The sequence below is a fragment of the Microbispora sp. ATCC PTA-5024 genome, from assembly GCF_000511135.2.
Taxonomy (GTDB): domain Bacteria; phylum Actinomycetota; class Actinomycetes; order Streptosporangiales; family Streptosporangiaceae; genus Microbispora; species Microbispora corallina.
The window spans coordinates 586,644-603,644 of the sequence record NZ_KI866525.1 but is presented as its reverse complement, the minus strand read 5'-3'; the positions used below and the strand labels follow the sequence as shown (position 1 = coordinate 603,644).

Here is a 17,001-nt window from a genome sequence, read left to right as displayed (position 1 = left end):
GGGACGCCGTACCGGCCCGGGCCCCAGGGCCCGCCCGCCGCGCGGACGGGACGGCCGGCGGGCAGGTCGTACGGGCCGTGCCAGGCGCCGGCGCCGTCCGCGCCCGGCAGGTCTGCGGTGACCCGCCGCAGGTCCCCGGCGGTGCGGGCGGACAGGGTGGCGTCGAGGCGCTCGTCGAGCTCCTCGCGGGTGATCCGCCCCTGCGCGAACGCGTCGTGCAGCAGGGCGGTCACCTCGTCGCGCTCCGCGTCGCCGATTCGCAGGTCGTCCCCAGAGGCCATCGGGGTCACTCCTCCGCGGGGTCGCCGTCGGCGAGGATCTGGTAGAGCTTGCGCCGGGTCTCGGTCAGCACCTGCTTGGCCTGCCTGATCTGGCCGTCCGAGCCGGTCTGCGCGAGCTGGAACAGGGCCGACGCCGCCTGGCGGGACAGGTGGAACAGCTCGTGGACGTCGTCCCCGATGTCCGGCGTCATCTCCTCCCAGGGCGCGTGCACCTCGTCCGGGTGATCCTGGAGGTAGGCGCGGCCGGCGTCGGTGAGCTGGAAGGTCTTGCGGCCGTCGCTCTCCTCCGACCGGACCAGGCCCTCGTCGGTGAGCTGCTGGAGCGCCGGGTAGACGGCGCCCGGGCTCGGCTTCCAGCCGCCCTGGCTCCGCTCGGCGATCTCCTGGATGATCTGGTAGCCGTTGCGCGGCTCCTCGGCCAGCAGCGCGAGGATCGCGGCGCGGACGTCGCCGCGCTTGGCCTTGCGCGGCCGGCCGAAGCCACGGCCGCCGAGGGGGCCGAACGGCCCGCCTCCGAACCCGGGCCCGAACGGGCCTCCCGGGCCGAAGCCCGGCCACGGCCCGCGACCGCGGCCGCCCCTGTGCCGGTGCTCACGCGGCCCGGCGTCGCTCTGCTCCTGCCACATGGCGGCCCCCCTGAGGATCGTGCCGTACAGCGCGCGCCGCAAGTGGCGGCGCATCTCGTGGGGGTGGGCCCACGGCCCTCCCTCTGCGTACGTGGAACTCATGCCGTTCCCTCCTTCTGCGATCTGTTCTCGATGGCTCAACGATATATCGACAGTGTTCTAGAGACAACCCCTTCGTGAAGGAGCCGAGAGGGTGACATAGGTCACGGGAAACTTTTCCTGGTCGGGGGAACATGTGCCGAGACCCCCGCGTTATCTCGGGCGAAGGCGGGATTGTTCTGCTCTGAGAGGGCTGGGGGGTGCTCTTGGAGCGGGACGATCCCGTCTTTGCTTTCCCTGGGAGAGGATCGCCGCTCGGGCAGGCCCCACCCCCTGGGGCGACACGCGTGGGTGCTTCGCGGATTTTGTCGGTCGTTTGCCGTACGCTTTCCAAGCGTGATCTTGACATGATGGGGCACTCGCACGCCCTGAGCGGGGCGGCGGTGTGGCTGGCGGTCGCGCCGGCCCTGGTGGCGCTTCCCGGCGTGGTCTCGCCCGAGCTGGCGACGCTGACCGGGCCGATCCTCACGCCGTCCGAGCTCGTCGCGGGCGCCGTCGTGTGCGCCGGCGCGGCGATGCTGCCCGACCTCGACCACCCGAACGCCACCATCGCGCAGACCTTCGGCCCGGCGACCTGGCTGCTCAGCAAGGGCGTCAACGCCATCAGCGGGGGGCACCGCCACGCGACCCACTCGCTGCTGTTCGCGGTCGCCGCCGGCCTCGGCACGTATTTCCTGTCCGAGCGCTACAGCGTCGCGCGCGACATCCTGGTCGTCCTGATGATCGGGCTGGCCCTGCGGGCCGTGGGCATCGGCGTGCCGGGCCGGACCATCACGTCCGCCGTGGTCAACATCGTGCTCACGGCCGCGCTGTACCTGACGTTCCTCATGCTGGGCGTGACCTACTCCTGGATCGGGTTCGCCATCGGCATCGGCTGCCTCGTCCACGTGATCGGCGACTGCCTGACCGAGCGCGGCTGTCCCGTCTTATGGCCCATCAAGGGGCGGTGGCTGCTGCCGTTCGACATCGGGATCAAGACCGGGAAGACGTTCGAGAAGCAGATCCTCGGGCCGGCCCTGTCGATCCTCGTGCTGGCCCTGCTCTGCCTGCGGCTGATGCCCGCCTGACTCGCGGGTACTTCCCAAAGCCCGAAAAATCCAGATCTTTGCCGCCGGCGGCGCACGTCCACCGGTCTACCCATGAGTAACTTGATGTCGAGATATCCGGGGCGATATCTTGACATCGAGACATCCCGCCGACGGGTTAGGCAAGCCTAATTACCTGGAGTGTCGCTCAGGTGCGGCAGGATGCATACCGCGAAACTTGGACAAGCCCGGAAACCTGGGGAGGCGACTTTCGTGTCCGCGAACAGCTTCGGCAGCCGTGACACGCTGCGCGTCGGTGACGCGTCGTACGAGATCTACCGGCTGGACGCCGTCGAGGGGTCGGCGCGCCTCCCGTACAGCCTGAAGATCCTGCTGGAGAACCTGCTCCGCACCGAGGACGGCGCGAACATCACCGCCGACCACGTCCGCGCGATCGCGGGCTGGGACCCGGCGGCCACCCCGAGCGTGGAGATCCAGTTCACCCCGGCCCGGGTGATCATGCAGGACTTCACCGGCGTGCCGTGCGTCGTCGACCTCGCCACCATGCGCGAGGCGATGCGCGACCTCGGGGGCGACCCCGCGAAGATCAACCCGCTCGCCCCGGCCGAGATGGTCATCGACCACTCGGTCATCGTCGACTTCTTCGGCCACCCCGACTCCTTCACGCGCAACGTGGAGCGGGAGTACGAGCGCAACCGCGAGCGCTACCAGTTCCTGCGCTGGGGGCAGACGGCGTTCGACGAGTTCAAGGTCGTCCCGCCCGGCACCGGCATCGTCCACCAGGTCAACATCGAGCACCTGGCCCGCGTCGTCATGACCCGCGACGGCAAGGCGTACCCCGACACCTGCGTCGGCACCGACTCCCACACCACGATGGAGAACGGAATCGGCGTCCTGGGCTGGGGCGTCGGCGGCATCGAGGCCGAGGCGGCCATGCTGGGCCAGCCGATCTCCATGCTGATCCCGCGCGTGGTGGGCTTCAAGCTCACCGGCAAGCTGCCGGCCGGCGCGACCGCGACCGACCTCGTGCTCACCATCACCGAGATGCTGCGCAAGCACGGCGTGGTGGGCAAGTTCGTCGAGTTCTACGGCGAGGGCGTGGCGAGCGTGCCGCTGGCCAACCGGGCCACGATCGGCAACATGAGCCCGGAGTTCGGCTCCACCTGCGCGATCTTCCCGATCGACGGGCAGACGATCGACTACCTGACCCTCACCGGCCGGTCGCCGGAGCAGGTCGCGCTGGTCGAGGCGTACGCCAAGGAGCAGGGCCTGTGGCTCGACCCGTCGGCCCCCGAGCCCGTCTTCTCCGAGTACATCGAGCTCGACCTGGCCACCGTGGTGCCGTCCATCGCCGGGCCGAAGCGCCCGCAGGACCGGATCGCGCTGGCCGAGGCCAAGTCGGCCTGGCGCGCGGCCGTCCGCGACTACGCTCCCGGCGACAGCGTGCAGGGCCCGGCCGACGAGGCGTCCGCCGAGTCGTTCCCGGCGTCCGACTCCCCGGCCATCTCGCACTCCGGCAACGGCGACGCGCCGCACCCGGCCCCGCACAACGGCGACCGCCCGCACCGGCCGACCCCGGTCACGCTGGCCGACGGCACGTCGTTCGAGATCGACCACGGTGTGGTGACGATCGCGGCGATCACGTCCTGCACCAACACGTCGAACCCGTACGTCATGCTGGGCGCGGCCCTGCTCGCCCGCAACGCGGTCGACCGCGGCCTGACCCGCAAGCCGTGGGTCAAGACGTCGCTCGCCCCGGGGTCCCAGGTCGTCACCGGGTACTTCGAGCGGTCGGGCCTCCAGCCGTACCTCGACAAGCTGGGCTTCAACCTGGTCGGGTACGGCTGCACCACCTGCATCGGCAACTCCGGGCCGCTCGACCCGGAGATCTCCGAGGCGATCCAGTCGGCCGACCTCGCGGTCACCGCCGTGCTGTCGGGCAACCGCAACTTCGAGGGCCGGATCAACCCGGACGTCAAGATGAACTACCTGGCCTCGCCGCCGCTCGTCGTGGCGTACGCGCTGGCCGGGACCATGGACGTCGACCTCAACAACGAGCCGCTCGGCACAGGCTCGGACGGGAAGCCGGTCTTCCTGGCCGACATCTGGCCCTCCCCTGAGGAGGTCGCCGCCGTCGTCTCGGAGTCGATCGGCCAGGACATGTTCCTGCGCGACTACGCCGACGTCTTCAAGGGCGACGAGCACTGGCAGTCGCTGCCGATCCCGACGGGCGACACCTTCGAGTGGGACCCGGCGTCGACCTACGTCCGCAAGGCGCCGTACTTCGACGGCATGCCGGCCACGCCCGAGCCGGTGACCGACATCCGCGGCGCCCGCGTGCTGGCCAGGCTCGGCGACTCGGTCACCACCGACCACATCTCGCCGGCCGGGTCGATCAAGGCCGACTCTCCCGCCGGCCGCTACCTGCGGGACAACGGCGTCGAGGTCAGGGACTTCAACTCGTACGGCTCCCGCCGGGGCAACCACGAGGTGATGATCCGCGGCACGTTCGCCAACATCCGGCTCAAGAACCTGCTGCTGGACGGCGTGGAGGGCGGCTACACCCGCGACTTCACCCAGGGCGGCGAGCAGTCGTTCATCTACGACGCCTCGCAGAACTACCAGGCCGCCGGCATCCCGCTGGTCGTCCTGGCCGGCAAGGAGTACGGCTCGGGGTCCTCGCGCGACTGGGCCGCCAAGGGCACCGCGCTCCTCGGCGTCCGCGCCGTGATCGCGGAGTCCTACGAGCGCATCCACCGGTCGAATCTGATCGGCATGGGCGTGCTGCCGCTGCAGTTCCCCGAGGGTGAGAGCGCCGGCTCGCTGGGCCTGACCGGCGAGGAGACCTTCGACATCATCGGCGTCGAGGAGCTCAACAAGGGCTCCATCCCGGCCACCGTCACCGTCCGGGCGGGCGACGTCGAGTTCCAGGCCGTCGTGCGCATCGACACGCCGGGAGAGGCCGACTACTACCGCCACGGCGGCATCATGCAGTACGTCCTGCGCTCCCTCATCGCGAAGAGCTGAGCACGAGCCGGCGGCCGGCGCCGAGGGACCCACACGTCCCCGGCGCCGGCCGTCGTGCTTCTACGGCCTCATCAGATGACGCAGTGCGCCGCCCATCCTGGCGAGCGCCTGCTCGTCCACGGAGCCGATCCTGTGCCGTAACCGTCGCACCGACAGCGAGCGGAACTGTTCCACCATCGCCCAACTGGGCTTGTCCAGACCGGCTTCGGGTCCGATCTCGACATGACTCGGCCAGCCCCGATCAGTCGTCGTCACTGGCGCGGCCAGCACCAGCCCGGCCGGTACGTCGTTGAGAGCCGGGCCGCTCAGGATAACGATCGGCCGCAGACCCCCCTGCTCGCGGCCCAGTGGCTGACCGAAGTCGGTCAGCCACACATCACCGTGGACGATCCGCATCGAACCCCTCCGGAGTGAGGTCGCGGGGAGTCTCCTCCGGACGAAGCCCGTCGTCCGCCGCGTTGTCGAAGACGGCGGTCTCCGTCAGATAGTCCGCCCACACCTCGGGCTCGGCCCGCGTGCGGGCGACGGCCTCGGCCATCTGCCGCCAGAACGTCTTGTGCTCGTAGTCGTCGATCGCGTCGTCGATCACTGCGGTCATCGGTCTGCCTTCCTGTTTGGCGATCGCCGCGACCTTGTCGCGAGTGAGAGTGCTGACGCGGATCGTCGTGTGACGTTGCTCGCTGCCCATACCGCGAGGCTACGTCCGTGTCTACAAAAAGCGCTACGCAACTAGTCGCTGTGAGCACTGTACGGGGAGACGCTCACCGCTGCTGGAGGACGCGATTACTGACGGTCATTGTCTCTGTTTCTGGGGCGGTGGGTGTGGAATCGGGCGTCCGAAAACCGGTTGCGAGGGGTGGCCGGTCGGCGGCTAGGGTCGGCCCCCATGGGTCACGAGGTGGTCCTCCTGCTGGCGGGCGGCCTGGCGGTGTTCGCCGGTGCGGTCGTGCAGGGGGGAGTGGGTTTCGGTCTGGGACTGGTGGCCTCGCCGCTCATCGCCATGCTGGAACCGTCGGTCGTGCCGGGCGCCGTCCACGTCGTCAACGCCACGCTGCCGCTGTTCACGCTGGCCGCGGAGTGGCGCAGGGTCGACTGGCGGGGCCTCGGCTTCGCCGTCCTGGGACGGGTCCCCGGCAGCGTGCTCGGCGGGATCGTGGTGCTCTACGTCGGCACGGGCACGCTCGGCGTCCTCGTGGGCCTGATGGTGGTGGTCGCCGTGGCGATGACGGCCCGCTCGATCGCCGTCCCGCGCAACGGCCGGACGCTGGCGGCGGCCGGGTTCCTGTCGGGCGTCACCGGGACGGCCACCGGGATCGGCGGCCCGCCGATGGCGCTGGTCTACCAGACGGCCAGGGGACCGCAGATCCGGGCCACGCTCGCGGCGTTCTTCTTCCTGAGCGCCGTGCAGTCGCTCGTGATCCTCGCGGTGGTCGGACGGCTCCCCGGCCGGACGCTCGCGGCCGGCGCCGCGCTGGTGCCGTTCGTGGTCCTGGGGTTCGCCGTGTCGGGGCCGCTGCGCCGCTACCTGGACGGCGGCAGGGTGCGCGCGGGAATCCTCACGGTGGCCGCGCTGTCCGCGTGCGCGCTGGTCGCCCAGAGCGTGGCCCGCTGAACACGACGCACTGAGCCCGCTGAGCCTGGCAGCCGAGCCCCGGCTCGGCCGGGGGTCAGGCGGGCGCTTCACGGAGGCGTTCGACCCGGACCCCGCGCAGGAGCAGCTCCGCGGTGACGGCGGCGGCGACCAGGCAGGCGACCAGGGCGGCGGCGCCCACAAGCACGACCGGACCCGGGGTGATCGTGTACACGAGCGCGGGCGTCGAGGGCGGTTCGGTGAACTCCGGCATCCGCGGCAGCGCGACCCGCGCCGCCAGCACCCCGGCGAGCACGCCGGCGAGGCTCGCCCAGGTCAGCGTCACGGCCTGCTCGATCAGCAGGGCCCGCCGCAGCGGGCCGGTGCGCGCCCCCGCCGCCTCCAGCGCGGCCAGTTCCAGGGTGCGCCGGCGCGCGGCCACGTACAGGGCGAGGACGGCGCGGCCGAGCGCGAGCACCGCGGCCGCCCCCGCTGCCACGACGAGCAGGATCAGCGCGAGGCCCGGACCTTGTCCGGCGAAGCCCGTCCGGAGGCCGTCGACCGTCCGGGTGGCCAGGACGGGCACCCCCGCCGCGCGCAGCCCCCGCAGCACCGGCGCGGCGCGTCCCGGCGCCGCCCAGATCTGGAACTCGGCCTTGTCCGAGTATCCGTACGCGGCCCGGTCGGCCAGCTCCAGGTCCACCAGGCCGCCGGGGGCGTCGAGGCCGGGCACGGCGGCGGCGGAGACCGCGGCGGCGTACCCCACGCCGTGGGCGTCGTCGAGGCCGGGCAGCTTCCGGTTGCCCGGCGTGCCGTCGGCCAGCGCGGGCAGCGGGTCGGGGTACGTGGCGGGCACGGCCGCGGACGGCCCTCCCCACAGGGACATCGACAGGACGAGCCCCGGCCCGCCGGCGACGCCGGGCCGCCAGCGGGCCCGGTCGCCGAGACCGGCGTCGACGGGGGTCCACCGGTCCCCGCGCCGCACGTCGAGCCCGGTGACCAGCAGGTCGCCCGGCTGGTGCTCGTAATCCACGGTGCCGGCCGGGGTGGTCTCGACGCGGAGCCCGCGCAGCTCGCAGCCGCCCGTACGGCAGGCCCGCGGCAGCCCCCACTCGTAGGTCGCCCGGCCGGGCCGCGGCCGGGCGAGGGGGATCTCCGAGAGCAGGGCCTGCCCGGGGACCCGGACGCTCGCGTAGAGGACCGCCGTCCAGCCGGCGGGGAGCTCCCCGCCCAGGACACGGACGCGGATCCGCTCGCCGCTGAGCGGGACGCGGGGGGCGACCGGGGCGGCCAGGCGCGGCACGAGGTCCTCCAGCGCGTGGCCTCCGGCATAGGAGGGACGCCACAGGGCCACGGCGGCGAACCGGGCGGGGTCGGTCGCCAGCATGACGGGCGGCCCCGGCAGCCGGACGACCGGCGCGCTGTCCGGGATAGCGTCGGATATCCGCCGCAGCGCCGCCGCGTCGGTGGCGCGCACGACGTACACGGTCTCGGCGCCGTTGTGCACGCGGGCGACCTCGGCGAAGTTGCGCGAGGTGACCGACCAGGCCGCGACGGCGAAGACGGCGAGGCCGAGCCCCGGGCCGAGCACGATGACCGTGCTGCCGGTGGCGCCGCCGCGGGCGATCTGCCGTACGGCCAGGAAGGGGGCGATCCCGCCGCGTGACCGGGTGAGCCGGAACAGCGCGGCGCACGCGAGCGGCAGCAGCCGCCGCGCGAGCAGCGCGGACGCCAGCGCGAGCAGGCCCGGCGCGAGGAGCGCCCCGGCGCCTCCGCCCGGGGAGCCGCTGAGCGGTCCGCCCGCGAGCAGCTCGACGAGCCCGACGGCCGCGACGGCGATCACCACGGCCTCGGGGATCCAGGTGCGGCGCCGGGCGCGCGGGGTCCGGCGCCACTGCTCCACGACGGGCCGCGTGACCGCGCCGCGCGCGGCGGCAGCGGCGGCGAGCAGACCGCCGGCGGCGGCGGCCGGGCCGTACAGGAGGCTCGGCCCGTCCGGCGTGACGGGCACGTCCCCGCGCAGGAACTCGGCGGCCATCCGCGCGGCCACCACCCACCCGGCGGCCAGGCCGATCGGCAAAGCCGCGAGGAGCAGCGCGACCGGCTCGGACAGGCCGAACGCCCACATGCGGGCGGTGCCCAGGCCTCGCAGCCGGGCGAGGGCGGTCTCCGGGGCGCGGGCGGCCGCGAGGTCGCGCACGGTCAGGAACAGCAGCAGCCAGCCCAGCGCCACGAGCTGCAGGGTCACGAGGGTCACCGGCACGGACAGGGAGCCGATCTGCCGCCGGACGGCGTCGAGCGTGTCGGCCATGCGGGTGAAGACGGTGACGACGTCGCCGCTCCGCCCCATCGCCGCGAGCCGGGCGTGCACCGCCTCCAGCCCGTCCAGGTCGGCTCCGGTGAGGGCCGCCGGATCGGTGTAGACGATGGCGTAGGCGGTCCACGCCGATCCGGAGGCGGCGTCGGAGGTCCGCTGGCCCGGCGGCAGGCCCGACAGCGCGCGCGTCTCGGGGACGGTCAGCAGGGGGTCGCCGTTCCCCTCGCTGACGCCGGCGGTCTGGGTGAAGAGGTTGCGGCCGAACCAGAAGTCGTCGCCGGGGTCGGCCCGGTAGACGCCCACCACACGCAGTGGCACGAGGCGGTTCTCGGTCCCGGCGCGGGTCCTGATGGAGGTCAGCTTCACGCCGTCGCCGATCCGGAACCCCGACGCCCGCGTCACCATGATCTCCATGGCCGAGCGGGGGCAGCGTCCCCTGATCAGGGTCACGTGCCCGCACTGCCCGTCCTGCCACATCAGCGGGTACGTCCGGTCGCCCCGCGGGTCGGGGCTCAGCAGCTCGGCGCCGAGGACGGGCGGCCGCAGGTACGGAGCGGACACCGCGCGGGCGAGGTCGGCCGCGTCGTCGTGCACCGTGGTGACGCGCCAGCCCCGCTGGTCCGGCGGCACGCCGTCCAGCGCGTTGCGCAGCACGGCGGTGCGGGCGGCCTGCGCGTAGAGGGGGCCGAGGGACGCGGAGGCCACCGTGACGGCGGCCACGACGAGCAGCGCCAGCGACAGCCACCTGCGCCGCCAGAGCCCGCGGAGCATCACGGCTCGGCCCTCCTTAGGATCACGCCGTCCCTGACCGGCTCGACGCGGGCCATCGAGCCGGGGGGCAGCAGCCCGTGGTACTCGGGCGGCAGCTGGACGGCGCCCTCGCGCCCGATCACCACGAAGTCCTCGCCGTCCCGGCCCTCGGCGCCGATCCGCCCGTCCCTGATGGTGACCGTGCGGCCCATGGCCTCGCCGACCCGGGGGTCGTGGGTGACCACCACGGACGTCGGGCCCATCTCCTTGATGAGCTCGACCACGGCGGCGGCCGAGCCGGCGTCGAGCTGGCTGGTGGGCTCGTCGGCGAGCAGCAGCCGGGGGCGGTTGGCCAGCGCGACCGCCACGGCGAGACGCTGTTGCTCGCCTCCGGACAGCAGCCCGGCCGGGCGGTCCCGCAGCGGGGCCAGGCCCACCCGCTCCAGCAGGCCGTCCGCCCGCTGCCGCGACCGCCGCCGTACCGCCCGCTGGGCGAAGGCGACGTTCTGCGCGGCGGAGGCGTACGGGACGAGGTTGCGGGCCGGGTTCTGCAGGACGACGCCGATCTGGGCGGCCCGCAGCCTGTCCAGCGCGCGGGGGCCGAGCCTGCCGACCTCGGCGCCGCCCAGCCACAGGCGCCCGGCGCTGGGCCGCAGCAGCCCCGCCAGCAGCCAGAGCAGCGTGGTCTTGCCGGCGCCCGAGGGGCCGAGGAGCGCCACGCTCTCGCCGTCCTCGACGACCAGGTCGATGTCGCGCAGCGCGACGACCTCGACCTCCCGGGTCTTGTAGATCTGCACGACGCCGTCGCAGCGCACGGCGGGCGCGGTCGGGGTCACCGGCGGCCCACCGCCGTCCGCAGCTCGACGACGCGGTCGCAGCGGGCGGCCACCTCCGGGTCGTGCGTCGCCACCACCAGCGCCGCGGGGGCCGTGAGCAGGGCCTCCAGCACCAGCGCGCGGTTGACCTTGTCCTGCTCGGCCGTCGGCTCGTCCGCCAGCAGCACCCGTGGCCGCAGCGCGAGGGCGCGGGCGACCGCGACGCGCTGCTGCTGGCCGCCGGACAGCTCCTCGACCAGGTGCTCGGCGTACGGCCCGAGCCGCATGCGCTCCAGCGCCTCCGCCGCCTCGCCGGGCGCCTCGCCCGGGGCGCGGCCGGCGGCCCGCAGGGCGACCTCCACGTTCTCGGCGGCGGTCAGCAGCGACAGCAGGCCGTACGACTGGAAGATCAGCGCGGTCTCCCGGCGCAGGCCGGGGCGCTCGTCGAGGGGCACCCCGCCCACGAGCACCCGGCCCGCGGCCGGCCGCAGCAGGCCGCCGAGCGTGGTGAGGAGGGTCGTCTTCCCCGAACCCGAGGGCCCGACAAGGGCGACGCGCTCGCCGGGCCCGACGTCCAGCGACAGGTCCGCCACCACCTCGCGGCCGCCGGCCCGGCAGCTCAGCGACTGGCAGGACAGGACGGGCTGGGACATGCCGGCCTCCGCATCGCCGGCCCCGCCGCGGACGCGGGGGGCGTCCCTGCCGACAGTAGGAGGGGCGCGGTCACGAACGCGTCACGATCATCGTTCGACTCGGGCCGGCGCGGGAGCCGCCTGGTCGGCGCCCGTATTGAGGGTATGTTTCTTCATTGTTACCCCGCACAACAAACGTTACCGTCCTGTGTCTTTCACCACTTTGGCTTTGGGCTTACGTTGTCTCAAACAACATTCCCTGGAGCGGTGAACGCCGTGACCCGGCTCTGCCGTACCGGGTGGCCACGAGCTCGGCCGCACCCCCACATAGACCCCCAGCCAGAGAAAGGACCCACGCCAAATGCGCAAGGGGATCCTCAGCATCGGTGCCGCAGCCGCGGCGCTCTCCCTCGGTCTCACCGCCTGCGGGGGGAACAGCGGTGACACCACCGCGCAGGGCAGCAGCGCCCCGTCGTCCGCGGCGGCCACCAAGCCCGGCAAGATCGGCGTCATCCTCCCCGACAGCAAGTCCTCCGCCCGGTGGGAGACCGCGGACCGCAAGTACCTCAAGGAGGCGTTCGACGCCGCCGGCATCGCCAACGACATCCAGAACGCCCAGGGCGACAAGAACGCGTTCCAGACGATCGCCGACCAGATGATCACGAACGGCGCGACCGTCCTGGTCATCGTCAACCTGGACAGCGGCACCGGCAAGGCCGTCCTCGACAAGGCCCAGTCGCAGGGCGTCGCCACGATCGACTACGACCGCCTCACGCTGGGCGGCAGCGCCTCCTACTACGTGTCGTTCGACAACACGAAGGTCGGCCAGCTCCAGGGCGAGGGCCTCGTCAAGTGCCTGACCGACAAGAAGGCGGACAAGCCGATCATCGCCGAGCTCAACGGCTCGCCGACGGACAACAACGCCACCCTGTTCAAGAACGGTTACGACAGCGTCCTCAAGCCGAAGTACGACTCCGGCGACTACGTGAAGGGCCCGGACCAGTCGGTTCCGGACTGGGACAACACCCAGGCCGGCACGATCTTCGAGCAGATGCTGACCCAGCAGCCGAAGATCGCGGGCGTGCTCGCCGCCAACGACGGCCTCGGCAACGCCGCCATCTCGGTGCTGAAGAAGCAGAAGCTCAACGGCAAGGTGCCGGTGACCGGCCAGGACGCGACCGTCCAGGGCCTGCAGAACATCCTCGCCGGCGACCAGTGCATGACGGTCTACAAGGCGATCAAGAAGGAGGCGGACGCCACCGCCCAGCTCGCGATCGCCCTCGCCAAGGGCGAGAAGCCCTCGGCGAGCGCCACGGTGAAGGACCCCGAGTCCGGCCGTGACGTCCCGTCGGTGCTGCTCGAGCCGCAGGCCATCTACTTCGACAACGTCAAGGACGTCGTGGCCGACGGGTTCGTGAGCAAGGACGAGCTGTGCACCGGCGACTTCGCCGACCTGTGCACCAAGGCCGGCGTCAGCTAAGCCCTCAACCCGCCGGGTGAGTCCGGCGGAACCGGCGCTCCGCGCGCCGATGCGGGGCGCCCGCGCCAGGGCGCCCCGCATCGGCGCGGACGACGCGGGGCGCCGCGAGCGCCGTCCACCGCCCTTGAACAATGGAGTAGCCCATCGTGTCCCAGGGACCGATCCTGGAACTGCGCGGCATCAACAAGAGCTTTGGCCCCGTGCAGGTCCTTCACGACGTCGCCTTCTCGGTGTATCCCGGAGAGGTGACGGCACTTGTCGGCGACAACGGAGCCGGTAAGTCCACGCTGGTGAAGTGCATCGGCGGCATCCACCCGATCGACTCGGGCGAGTACCTCTTCGAGGGCGAGCGCGTCCACGTGAGCGGGCCCCGGGACGCCGCGGTGCTGGGCGTCGAGATCGTCTACCAGGACCTCGCGCTCTGCGACAACCTCGACATCGTGCAGAACATGTTCCTGGGCCGTGAGCGCAAGAGCGGACTGGTCCTCGACGAGGACACGATGGAGGAGATGGCGGCCAAGACGCTGGCCGGCCTGTCGGTCCGCACCGTCAAGTCGCTGCGCCAGCACGTCTCCAGCCTGTCCGGCGGTCAGCGGCAGACCGTGGCGATCGCCAAGGCCGTGCTGTGGAACAGCAAGGTCGTCATCCTCGACGAGCCGACCGCCGCCCTCGGCGTCGCGCAGACCGCCCAGGTGCTGGAGCTGGTCCGCCGCCTGGCCGACAGGGGTCTCGCGGTGGTGCTCATCTCCCACAATATGAACGACGTCTTCGCCGTGTCCGACCGGATCGCGGCGCTGTACCTGGGCCGGATGGCGGCCGAGGTCAAGGCGTCCGAAGTGACCCACGCGCAGATCGTGGAACTGATCACCTCGGGGCGCAGCGGGGAGCTCGGCCTCAAGAACGGCAACGGAGCGGCATCATGACAACCGAAACGCTCCCCAAGCAGGAGAACGCCGAGTCCGCGCTCGGCGGGCACGTCAAGGGCTACTTCGAGCGGGTCAGGGGCGGTGAGCTGGGGGCGCTTCCCGCGGTCTTCGGCCTCGTCATCCTCTGCGTGGTCTTCTCCGTCCTGCGCCCGGCCTTCCTGTCGGCGGTGAACTTCGCCAACCTGTTCACCCAGGGCGCGGCGGTCGCCGTCATCGCCATGGGCCTGATCTTCGTCCTCCTCCTCGGCGAGATCGACCTGTCGGCCGGTTTCGCGAGCGGCGTCTGCGCGGCCGTGCTCGCCGTGCTGCTGACCCTGCAGGGCTGGCCCTGGTATCTCGCGGTCCTGGCCGCGATGGTCACCGGCGCGATCATCGGCCTGGTGCTCGGGTCGCTGGTGGCCAAGCTCGGCATCCCGTCCTTCGTGGTCACGCTGGCGGCGTTCCTGGCCTTCCAGGGCGTCGTGCTGCTGCTGGTGAAGGACGGCACCAACATCTCGATCCGCGACGAGACGATCCTCGCGATCGCGAACAAGAACGTCCCGCCGGCCGCCGGCTGGGCGGCGCTGATCGTGGGCGTCGCCGTGTACGCCGCCATCCAGTTCGTGCAGGCACGCCGCCGCGCGGGCCGCGGCCTGGTCGCCACCCCCGTCGCGGTCATCGCCGCCCGGGTCGTGACGCTCGCCGTGGTCGCCGGGGTCGCGGTGTACGTGCTCAACCTGGAGCGCAGCCGCAACGCGGCGCTCGTGTCGCTCAAGGGCGTGCCGATCGTCGTCCCGCTGATCGTGATCCTGCTGATCGTCTGGACCTTCGTGCTGCGGCGCACGGCCTACGGCCGGCACATCTACGCGGTCGGCGGCAACGCCGAGGCCGCCCGCCGCGCCGGCATCAACGTGGACCGCATCCGCATCTCCGCCTTCGTCATCTGTTCCTTCATGGCCTCGCTCGGCGGCATCATCGCGGCGTCGCGGGCCAACTCGGTCGACCCGAACACGGGCGGCAGCAACGTGCTGCTGTTCGCGGTGGGCGCGGCCGTCATCGGCGGCACCAGCCTCTTCGGCGGCAAGGGCCGGGCGCTCGACGCGCTGCTGGGCGGCGCGGTCGTCGCGGTCATCGAGAACGGCATGGGCCTCATGGGCTACAGCGCCGGCGTCAAGTTCGTCGTGACCGGCCTGGTGCTGCTGCTGGCCGCGGGCGTGGACGCGCTGTCGAGGAAGCGGGCGGCGTCGACCGGCCGAAGATGATCCCGGCCGCTCCAGTATGGTGATCTCCGCCCCCCCGACCCCCCGACGGAATCCGAGGCTGCCCGATGATGCGCGCAGGTCCCTCACAGGAGGAGATCCGCAAGCACAACCTCGGGACGTTGCTCCGTCACGTCCACCTCGGGGGCCCGACCTCCCGGGCCGAGCTGACCTCTCTCATGGGGCTCAACCGGAGCACCATCATGGCCCTCACCGCGGACCTGACCGCGGCGGGCCTGGTGCGGGAGGAACTGCCCAGGGACACCGGCCGGGCGGGCCGTCCCTCGCTCGTCGTGCGGCCCGAGACCGCCCGGGTCTACGTGCTCGCGTTCGAGGTGGGGGTGGACCGGCTGGCCGCCGCCCGCATCGGCCTCGGCGGGGTGATCCTCGACCGGCGTGAGATCGTGCGGGAGCGCGGCCCGTTCGACATGGGGCAGGTGGTCGGGACGCTCGCCGGGTTCGCCCGGCAGATGCGGCGCAGGACCCGCGACGACACCGTGTGCGTGGGCGCGGCCGCCGCGTTCTGCGGCGCCGTGCGCAAGTCGGACGGCCTCGTGCGCAGCGGTCCCAACATCGGCGCCGAGGAGGTCCCCCTCGCGGAGGAGCTGTCGCGGCGGCTCCAGCTCGGCCTGCCGGTCTCGGTCGGCAACGACGCGAACCTCGGGGCGCTCGCGGAGCACACCCGGGGCGTCGGCATGGACTGCCGCGACCTCGTCTACCTGCACGGGGACGTCGGCATCGGCGGCGGCGTGATCGTCAACGGCCAGCTCCTCGGCGGCCACGGCGGGTACGGCGGCGAGGTCGGGCACATGATCGTGAACCCCGACGGCCGGCCCTGCGGCTGCGGCTCCCGCGGCTGCCTGGAGGCCGAGGTGGGGGAGCGGGCCCTGATGGAGCAGGCCGGCCGGTACGGCGAGGGCAGGGGCAGGGACGGGGTCCGCGACGTGGTCGACGCGGCCGACCGGGGCGACGTGGTGGCCCAGGGGGCCCTCCAGCGCGTCGGCGGCTGGCTCGGCCTCGGGGTGGCCAACCTCGTCAACATCTTCAACCCCGAGATGGTGATCTTCGGGGGGATGCTGCGGGAGATCTACCTTGGGTCGGCGGCGCAGGTGCGGAGCCGGATCGCGACCGGCACCCTCGCGGCGACCCGCGAGCACGTGCGCCTGCGCACCTCCACCCTCGGGGACGACGCCACCCTGATGGGCGCGGCCGAGATGGCCTTCGCGCGGGTCCTCGCCGACCCCCTGGAGGCCCTGTCCCGCGTCGCCAACTGACGGCCTCTACGCGAGCGCCCCGCGCCCGTCCACATCGGACGGGGCGCGGGGCGCTCGCGGGTGGTCAGGCGACCAGGGACCTGGCCGCGGTGAACGTGTTGCACGACTTCGGGCCGTTGCCGTACCAGCCGCGCTTGAGCCAGTAGACGATGCTCTTGCGCTTGCCGTGCAGCGCGTCGCCGACCTTGTAGTCGAGCAGGTCGTCCCAGTCGAACTGGTCGCGCCCCAGGGAGTGCCAGACGCTGCCGATGAACGCGCCGGAGAAGCACTCGGCCTGCAGCTCGATCCGCCGGCTGTACGCGTACATCGTGGCCTTGCCAGCGTGCCGGGTCAGCCTGTCCACGGCGGGCAGGATGCCCACACGGTCCTGGACGAAGTGGCCGTACTCGTGGGCGATCACCTGGAACAGTTCGAACTCCGACGGGTCGGCGAGCTGGTACTTCGAGATCATGATCCACATGGTCTTGTCGATCTCGCAGTAGATCCCCGCCGCGTAGTTCGCCGGGTACTTGCCGCAGCCCGTCCTGACCGAGTGGGTGATGTACCTCACCTTCGGCTTGGCGAACGTCAGCCCGGCCTGCCGGAACTCCTCGCCCCACGACAGGTTCAGGCAGTCGAGAAGATGGTCGAGGTAGAGCTTGTAGGAGTCGACGTCGTCCGGCTGGCGGTCGAGCTCCTTGCATTCCGTGAAGTCGAACTCCCCCGTCTTGTAGATGGGGTTCTTGGTCAGCGCTCCCGTTCCCTTGGGGACCGGCCGGGCGGCGGCCGGCGCGGATGCGGCCGCGGACGAGGCCCCTGCCGTACTGGTGAGGGAGAGGACGGTGGCCGCCGCGGCGACGGCCACGGCCATCGTGCGGAGGCTTACGCGAATCATGAGTGGGCATCCCCAGCGCACAGAGTGTCAGTGGAAACGTGCCGAA

The 17,001-nt window shown here is 72.3% G+C and carries 15 protein-coding genes; 7 read left to right on the top strand and 8 right to left on the bottom strand.

The window, feature by feature from the left end; genetic code table 11:
* The coding region (locus MPTA5024_RS28695; RefSeq protein WP_232326682.1) for a DUF1707 SHOCT-like domain-containing protein at nucleotides 1–281 on the bottom strand (281 nt) is incomplete at its 3' end.
* A gap of 5 nt (nucleotides 282–286) precedes the next feature.
* A complete protein-coding gene (locus MPTA5024_RS28690; RefSeq protein ID WP_036330247.1) occupies nucleotides 287–1,009 on the bottom strand; it encodes a PadR family transcriptional regulator in 723 nt (240 codons plus the stop codon).
* Nucleotides 1,010–1,353: 344 nt separating this feature from the next.
* Here MPTA5024_RS28690 and MPTA5024_RS28685 point away from each other — a divergent pair, with 344 nt between their 5' ends.
* The gene (locus tag MPTA5024_RS28685) at nucleotides 1,354–2,073 is read left to right on the top strand and encodes a metal-dependent hydrolase (RefSeq protein WP_036330245.1); all 720 of its coding nucleotides are present in this window, start codon (nucleotides 1,354–1,356) and stop codon (nucleotides 2,071–2,073) included.
* Between the two features lie 231 nt (nucleotides 2,074–2,304).
* Nucleotides 2,305–5,079: an aconitate hydratase gene (locus tag MPTA5024_RS28680; RefSeq protein WP_036330243.1), complete on the top strand. Its 2,775-nt coding sequence runs from the start codon at nucleotides 2,305–2,307 to the stop codon at nucleotides 5,077–5,079.
* A gap of 60 nt (nucleotides 5,080–5,139) precedes the next feature.
* Here the strand turns inward: MPTA5024_RS28680 and MPTA5024_RS28675 are convergent, their stop codons facing one another.
* Nucleotides 5,140–5,475 carry a type II toxin-antitoxin system PemK/MazF family toxin gene (locus MPTA5024_RS28675; RefSeq protein ID WP_036330241.1) on the bottom strand — a complete coding sequence of 112 codons (336 nt, stop codon included), beginning with the start codon at nucleotides 5,473–5,475 and terminating at the stop codon, nucleotides 5,140–5,142.
* Nucleotides 5,456–5,677 carry a hypothetical protein gene (locus tag MPTA5024_RS28670; protein WP_051458791.1) on the bottom strand — a complete coding sequence of 74 codons (222 nt, stop codon included), beginning with the start codon at nucleotides 5,675–5,677 and terminating at the stop codon, nucleotides 5,456–5,458. Before MPTA5024_RS28670 ends, MPTA5024_RS28675 begins: the two co-directional genes overlap by 20 nt.
* Nucleotides 5,678–5,965: 288 nt before the next feature.
* On the opposite strand from MPTA5024_RS28670, the gene MPTA5024_RS28665 reads away from it, so the two are divergent.
* Nucleotides 5,966–6,691: a sulfite exporter TauE/SafE family protein gene (locus MPTA5024_RS28665; RefSeq protein WP_036330236.1), complete on the top strand. Its 726-nt coding sequence runs from the start codon at nucleotides 5,966–5,968 to the stop codon at nucleotides 6,689–6,691.
* A 55-nt stretch (nucleotides 6,692–6,746) separates the two neighbouring features.
* On the opposite strand, the gene MPTA5024_RS28660 is transcribed toward MPTA5024_RS28665, so the two are convergent.
* Genes MPTA5024_RS28660 through MPTA5024_RS28650 form a run of 3 tightly spaced genes read right to left on the bottom strand, consistent with a single transcriptional unit; the run spans nucleotide 6,747 to nucleotide 11,184 of the window.
* On the bottom strand, nucleotides 6,747–9,737 hold the full coding sequence (locus MPTA5024_RS28660) for an FtsX-like permease family protein (protein WP_157099776.1): 2,991 nt from the start codon (nucleotides 9,735–9,737) through the stop codon (nucleotides 6,747–6,749).
* Nucleotides 9,737–10,552, bottom strand: a complete 816-nt coding sequence (locus tag MPTA5024_RS28655) for an ABC transporter ATP-binding protein (RefSeq protein WP_036330233.1) — start codon at nucleotides 10,550–10,552, stop codon at nucleotides 9,737–9,739. The genes MPTA5024_RS28660 and MPTA5024_RS28655 overlap by 1 nt, the downstream gene beginning before the upstream one ends.
* Nucleotides 10,549–11,184, bottom strand: coding sequence for an ABC transporter ATP-binding protein (locus tag MPTA5024_RS28650; RefSeq protein ID WP_036330231.1), 636 nt, complete (start codon nucleotides 11,182–11,184; stop codon nucleotides 10,549–10,551). Before MPTA5024_RS28650 ends, MPTA5024_RS28655 begins: the two co-directional genes overlap by 4 nt.
* Before the next feature lie 340 nt (nucleotides 11,185–11,524).
* On the opposite strand from MPTA5024_RS28650, the gene MPTA5024_RS28645 reads away from it, so the two are divergent.
* The 4 genes from MPTA5024_RS28645 (at nucleotide 11,525) to MPTA5024_RS28630 (ending at nucleotide 16,081) form a co-directional block, all read left to right on the top strand.
* Nucleotides 11,525–12,643 carry a sugar ABC transporter substrate-binding protein gene (locus MPTA5024_RS28645; protein WP_036330229.1) on the top strand — a complete coding sequence of 373 codons (1,119 nt, stop codon included), beginning with the start codon at nucleotides 11,525–11,527 and terminating at the stop codon, nucleotides 12,641–12,643.
* A 146-nt stretch (nucleotides 12,644–12,789) separates the two neighbouring features.
* Nucleotides 12,790–13,566 (top strand): ATP-binding cassette domain-containing protein, encoded by a 777-nt coding sequence (locus MPTA5024_RS28640; protein ID WP_036330228.1) that lies wholly within the window; start codon nucleotides 12,790–12,792, stop codon nucleotides 13,564–13,566.
* A complete protein-coding gene (locus tag MPTA5024_RS28635; protein ID WP_036330226.1) occupies nucleotides 13,563–14,810 on the top strand; it encodes a sugar ABC transporter permease in 1,248 nt (415 codons plus the stop codon). Before MPTA5024_RS28640 ends, MPTA5024_RS28635 begins: the two co-directional genes overlap by 4 nt.
* Nucleotides 14,811–14,875: 65 nt before the next feature.
* Nucleotides 14,876–16,081 carry an ROK family transcriptional regulator gene (locus MPTA5024_RS28630; protein ID WP_084370077.1) on the top strand — a complete coding sequence of 402 codons (1,206 nt, stop codon included), beginning with the start codon at nucleotides 14,876–14,878 and terminating at the stop codon, nucleotides 16,079–16,081.
* 64 nt (nucleotides 16,082–16,145) lie between these two features.
* Here the strand turns inward: MPTA5024_RS28630 and MPTA5024_RS28625 are convergent, their stop codons facing one another.
* Nucleotides 16,146–16,955 carry a neutral zinc metallopeptidase gene (locus tag MPTA5024_RS28625; protein ID WP_084370076.1) on the bottom strand — a complete coding sequence of 270 codons (810 nt, stop codon included), beginning with the start codon at nucleotides 16,953–16,955 and terminating at the stop codon, nucleotides 16,146–16,148.
* Nucleotides 16,956–17,001 lie beyond the last annotated feature (46 nt).

Excerpts from the sequence above, each read along its gene's own strand:
- MPTA5024_RS28635 (WP_036330226.1), top strand. The coding sequence starts at position 13,563 with ATGACAACCGAAACGCTCCCCAAGCAGGAGAACGCCGAGTCCGCGCTC.
- MPTA5024_RS28660 (WP_157099776.1), bottom strand. The coding sequence starts at position 9,737 with ATGCTCCGCGGGCTCTGGCGGCGCAGGTGGCTGTCGCTGGCGCTGCTC.
- MPTA5024_RS28670 (WP_051458791.1), bottom strand. The coding sequence starts at position 5,677 with ATGACCGCAGTGATCGACGACGCGATCGACGACTACGAGCACAAGACG.
- MPTA5024_RS28685 (WP_036330245.1), top strand. The coding sequence starts at position 1,354 with ATGATGGGGCACTCGCACGCCCTGAGCGGGGCGGCGGTGTGGCTGGCG.
- MPTA5024_RS28690 (WP_036330247.1), bottom strand. The coding sequence starts at position 1,009 with ATGAGTTCCACGTACGCAGAGGGAGGGCCGTGGGCCCACCCCCACGAG.
- MPTA5024_RS28645 (WP_036330229.1), top strand. The coding sequence starts at position 11,525 with ATGCGCAAGGGGATCCTCAGCATCGGTGCCGCAGCCGCGGCGCTCTCC.
- MPTA5024_RS28675 (WP_036330241.1), bottom strand. The coding sequence starts at position 5,475 with ATGCGGATCGTCCACGGTGATGTGTGGCTGACCGACTTCGGTCAGCCA.
- MPTA5024_RS28630 (WP_084370077.1), top strand. The coding sequence starts at position 14,876 with ATGATGCGCGCAGGTCCCTCACAGGAGGAGATCCGCAAGCACAACCTC.
- MPTA5024_RS28650 (WP_036330231.1), bottom strand. The coding sequence starts at position 11,184 with ATGTCCCAGCCCGTCCTGTCCTGCCAGTCGCTGAGCTGCCGGGCCGGC.
- MPTA5024_RS28625 (WP_084370076.1), bottom strand. The coding sequence starts at position 16,955 with ATGATTCGCGTAAGCCTCCGCACGATGGCCGTGGCCGTCGCCGCGGCG.
- MPTA5024_RS28665 (WP_036330236.1), top strand. The coding sequence starts at position 5,966 with ATGGGTCACGAGGTGGTCCTCCTGCTGGCGGGCGGCCTGGCGGTGTTC.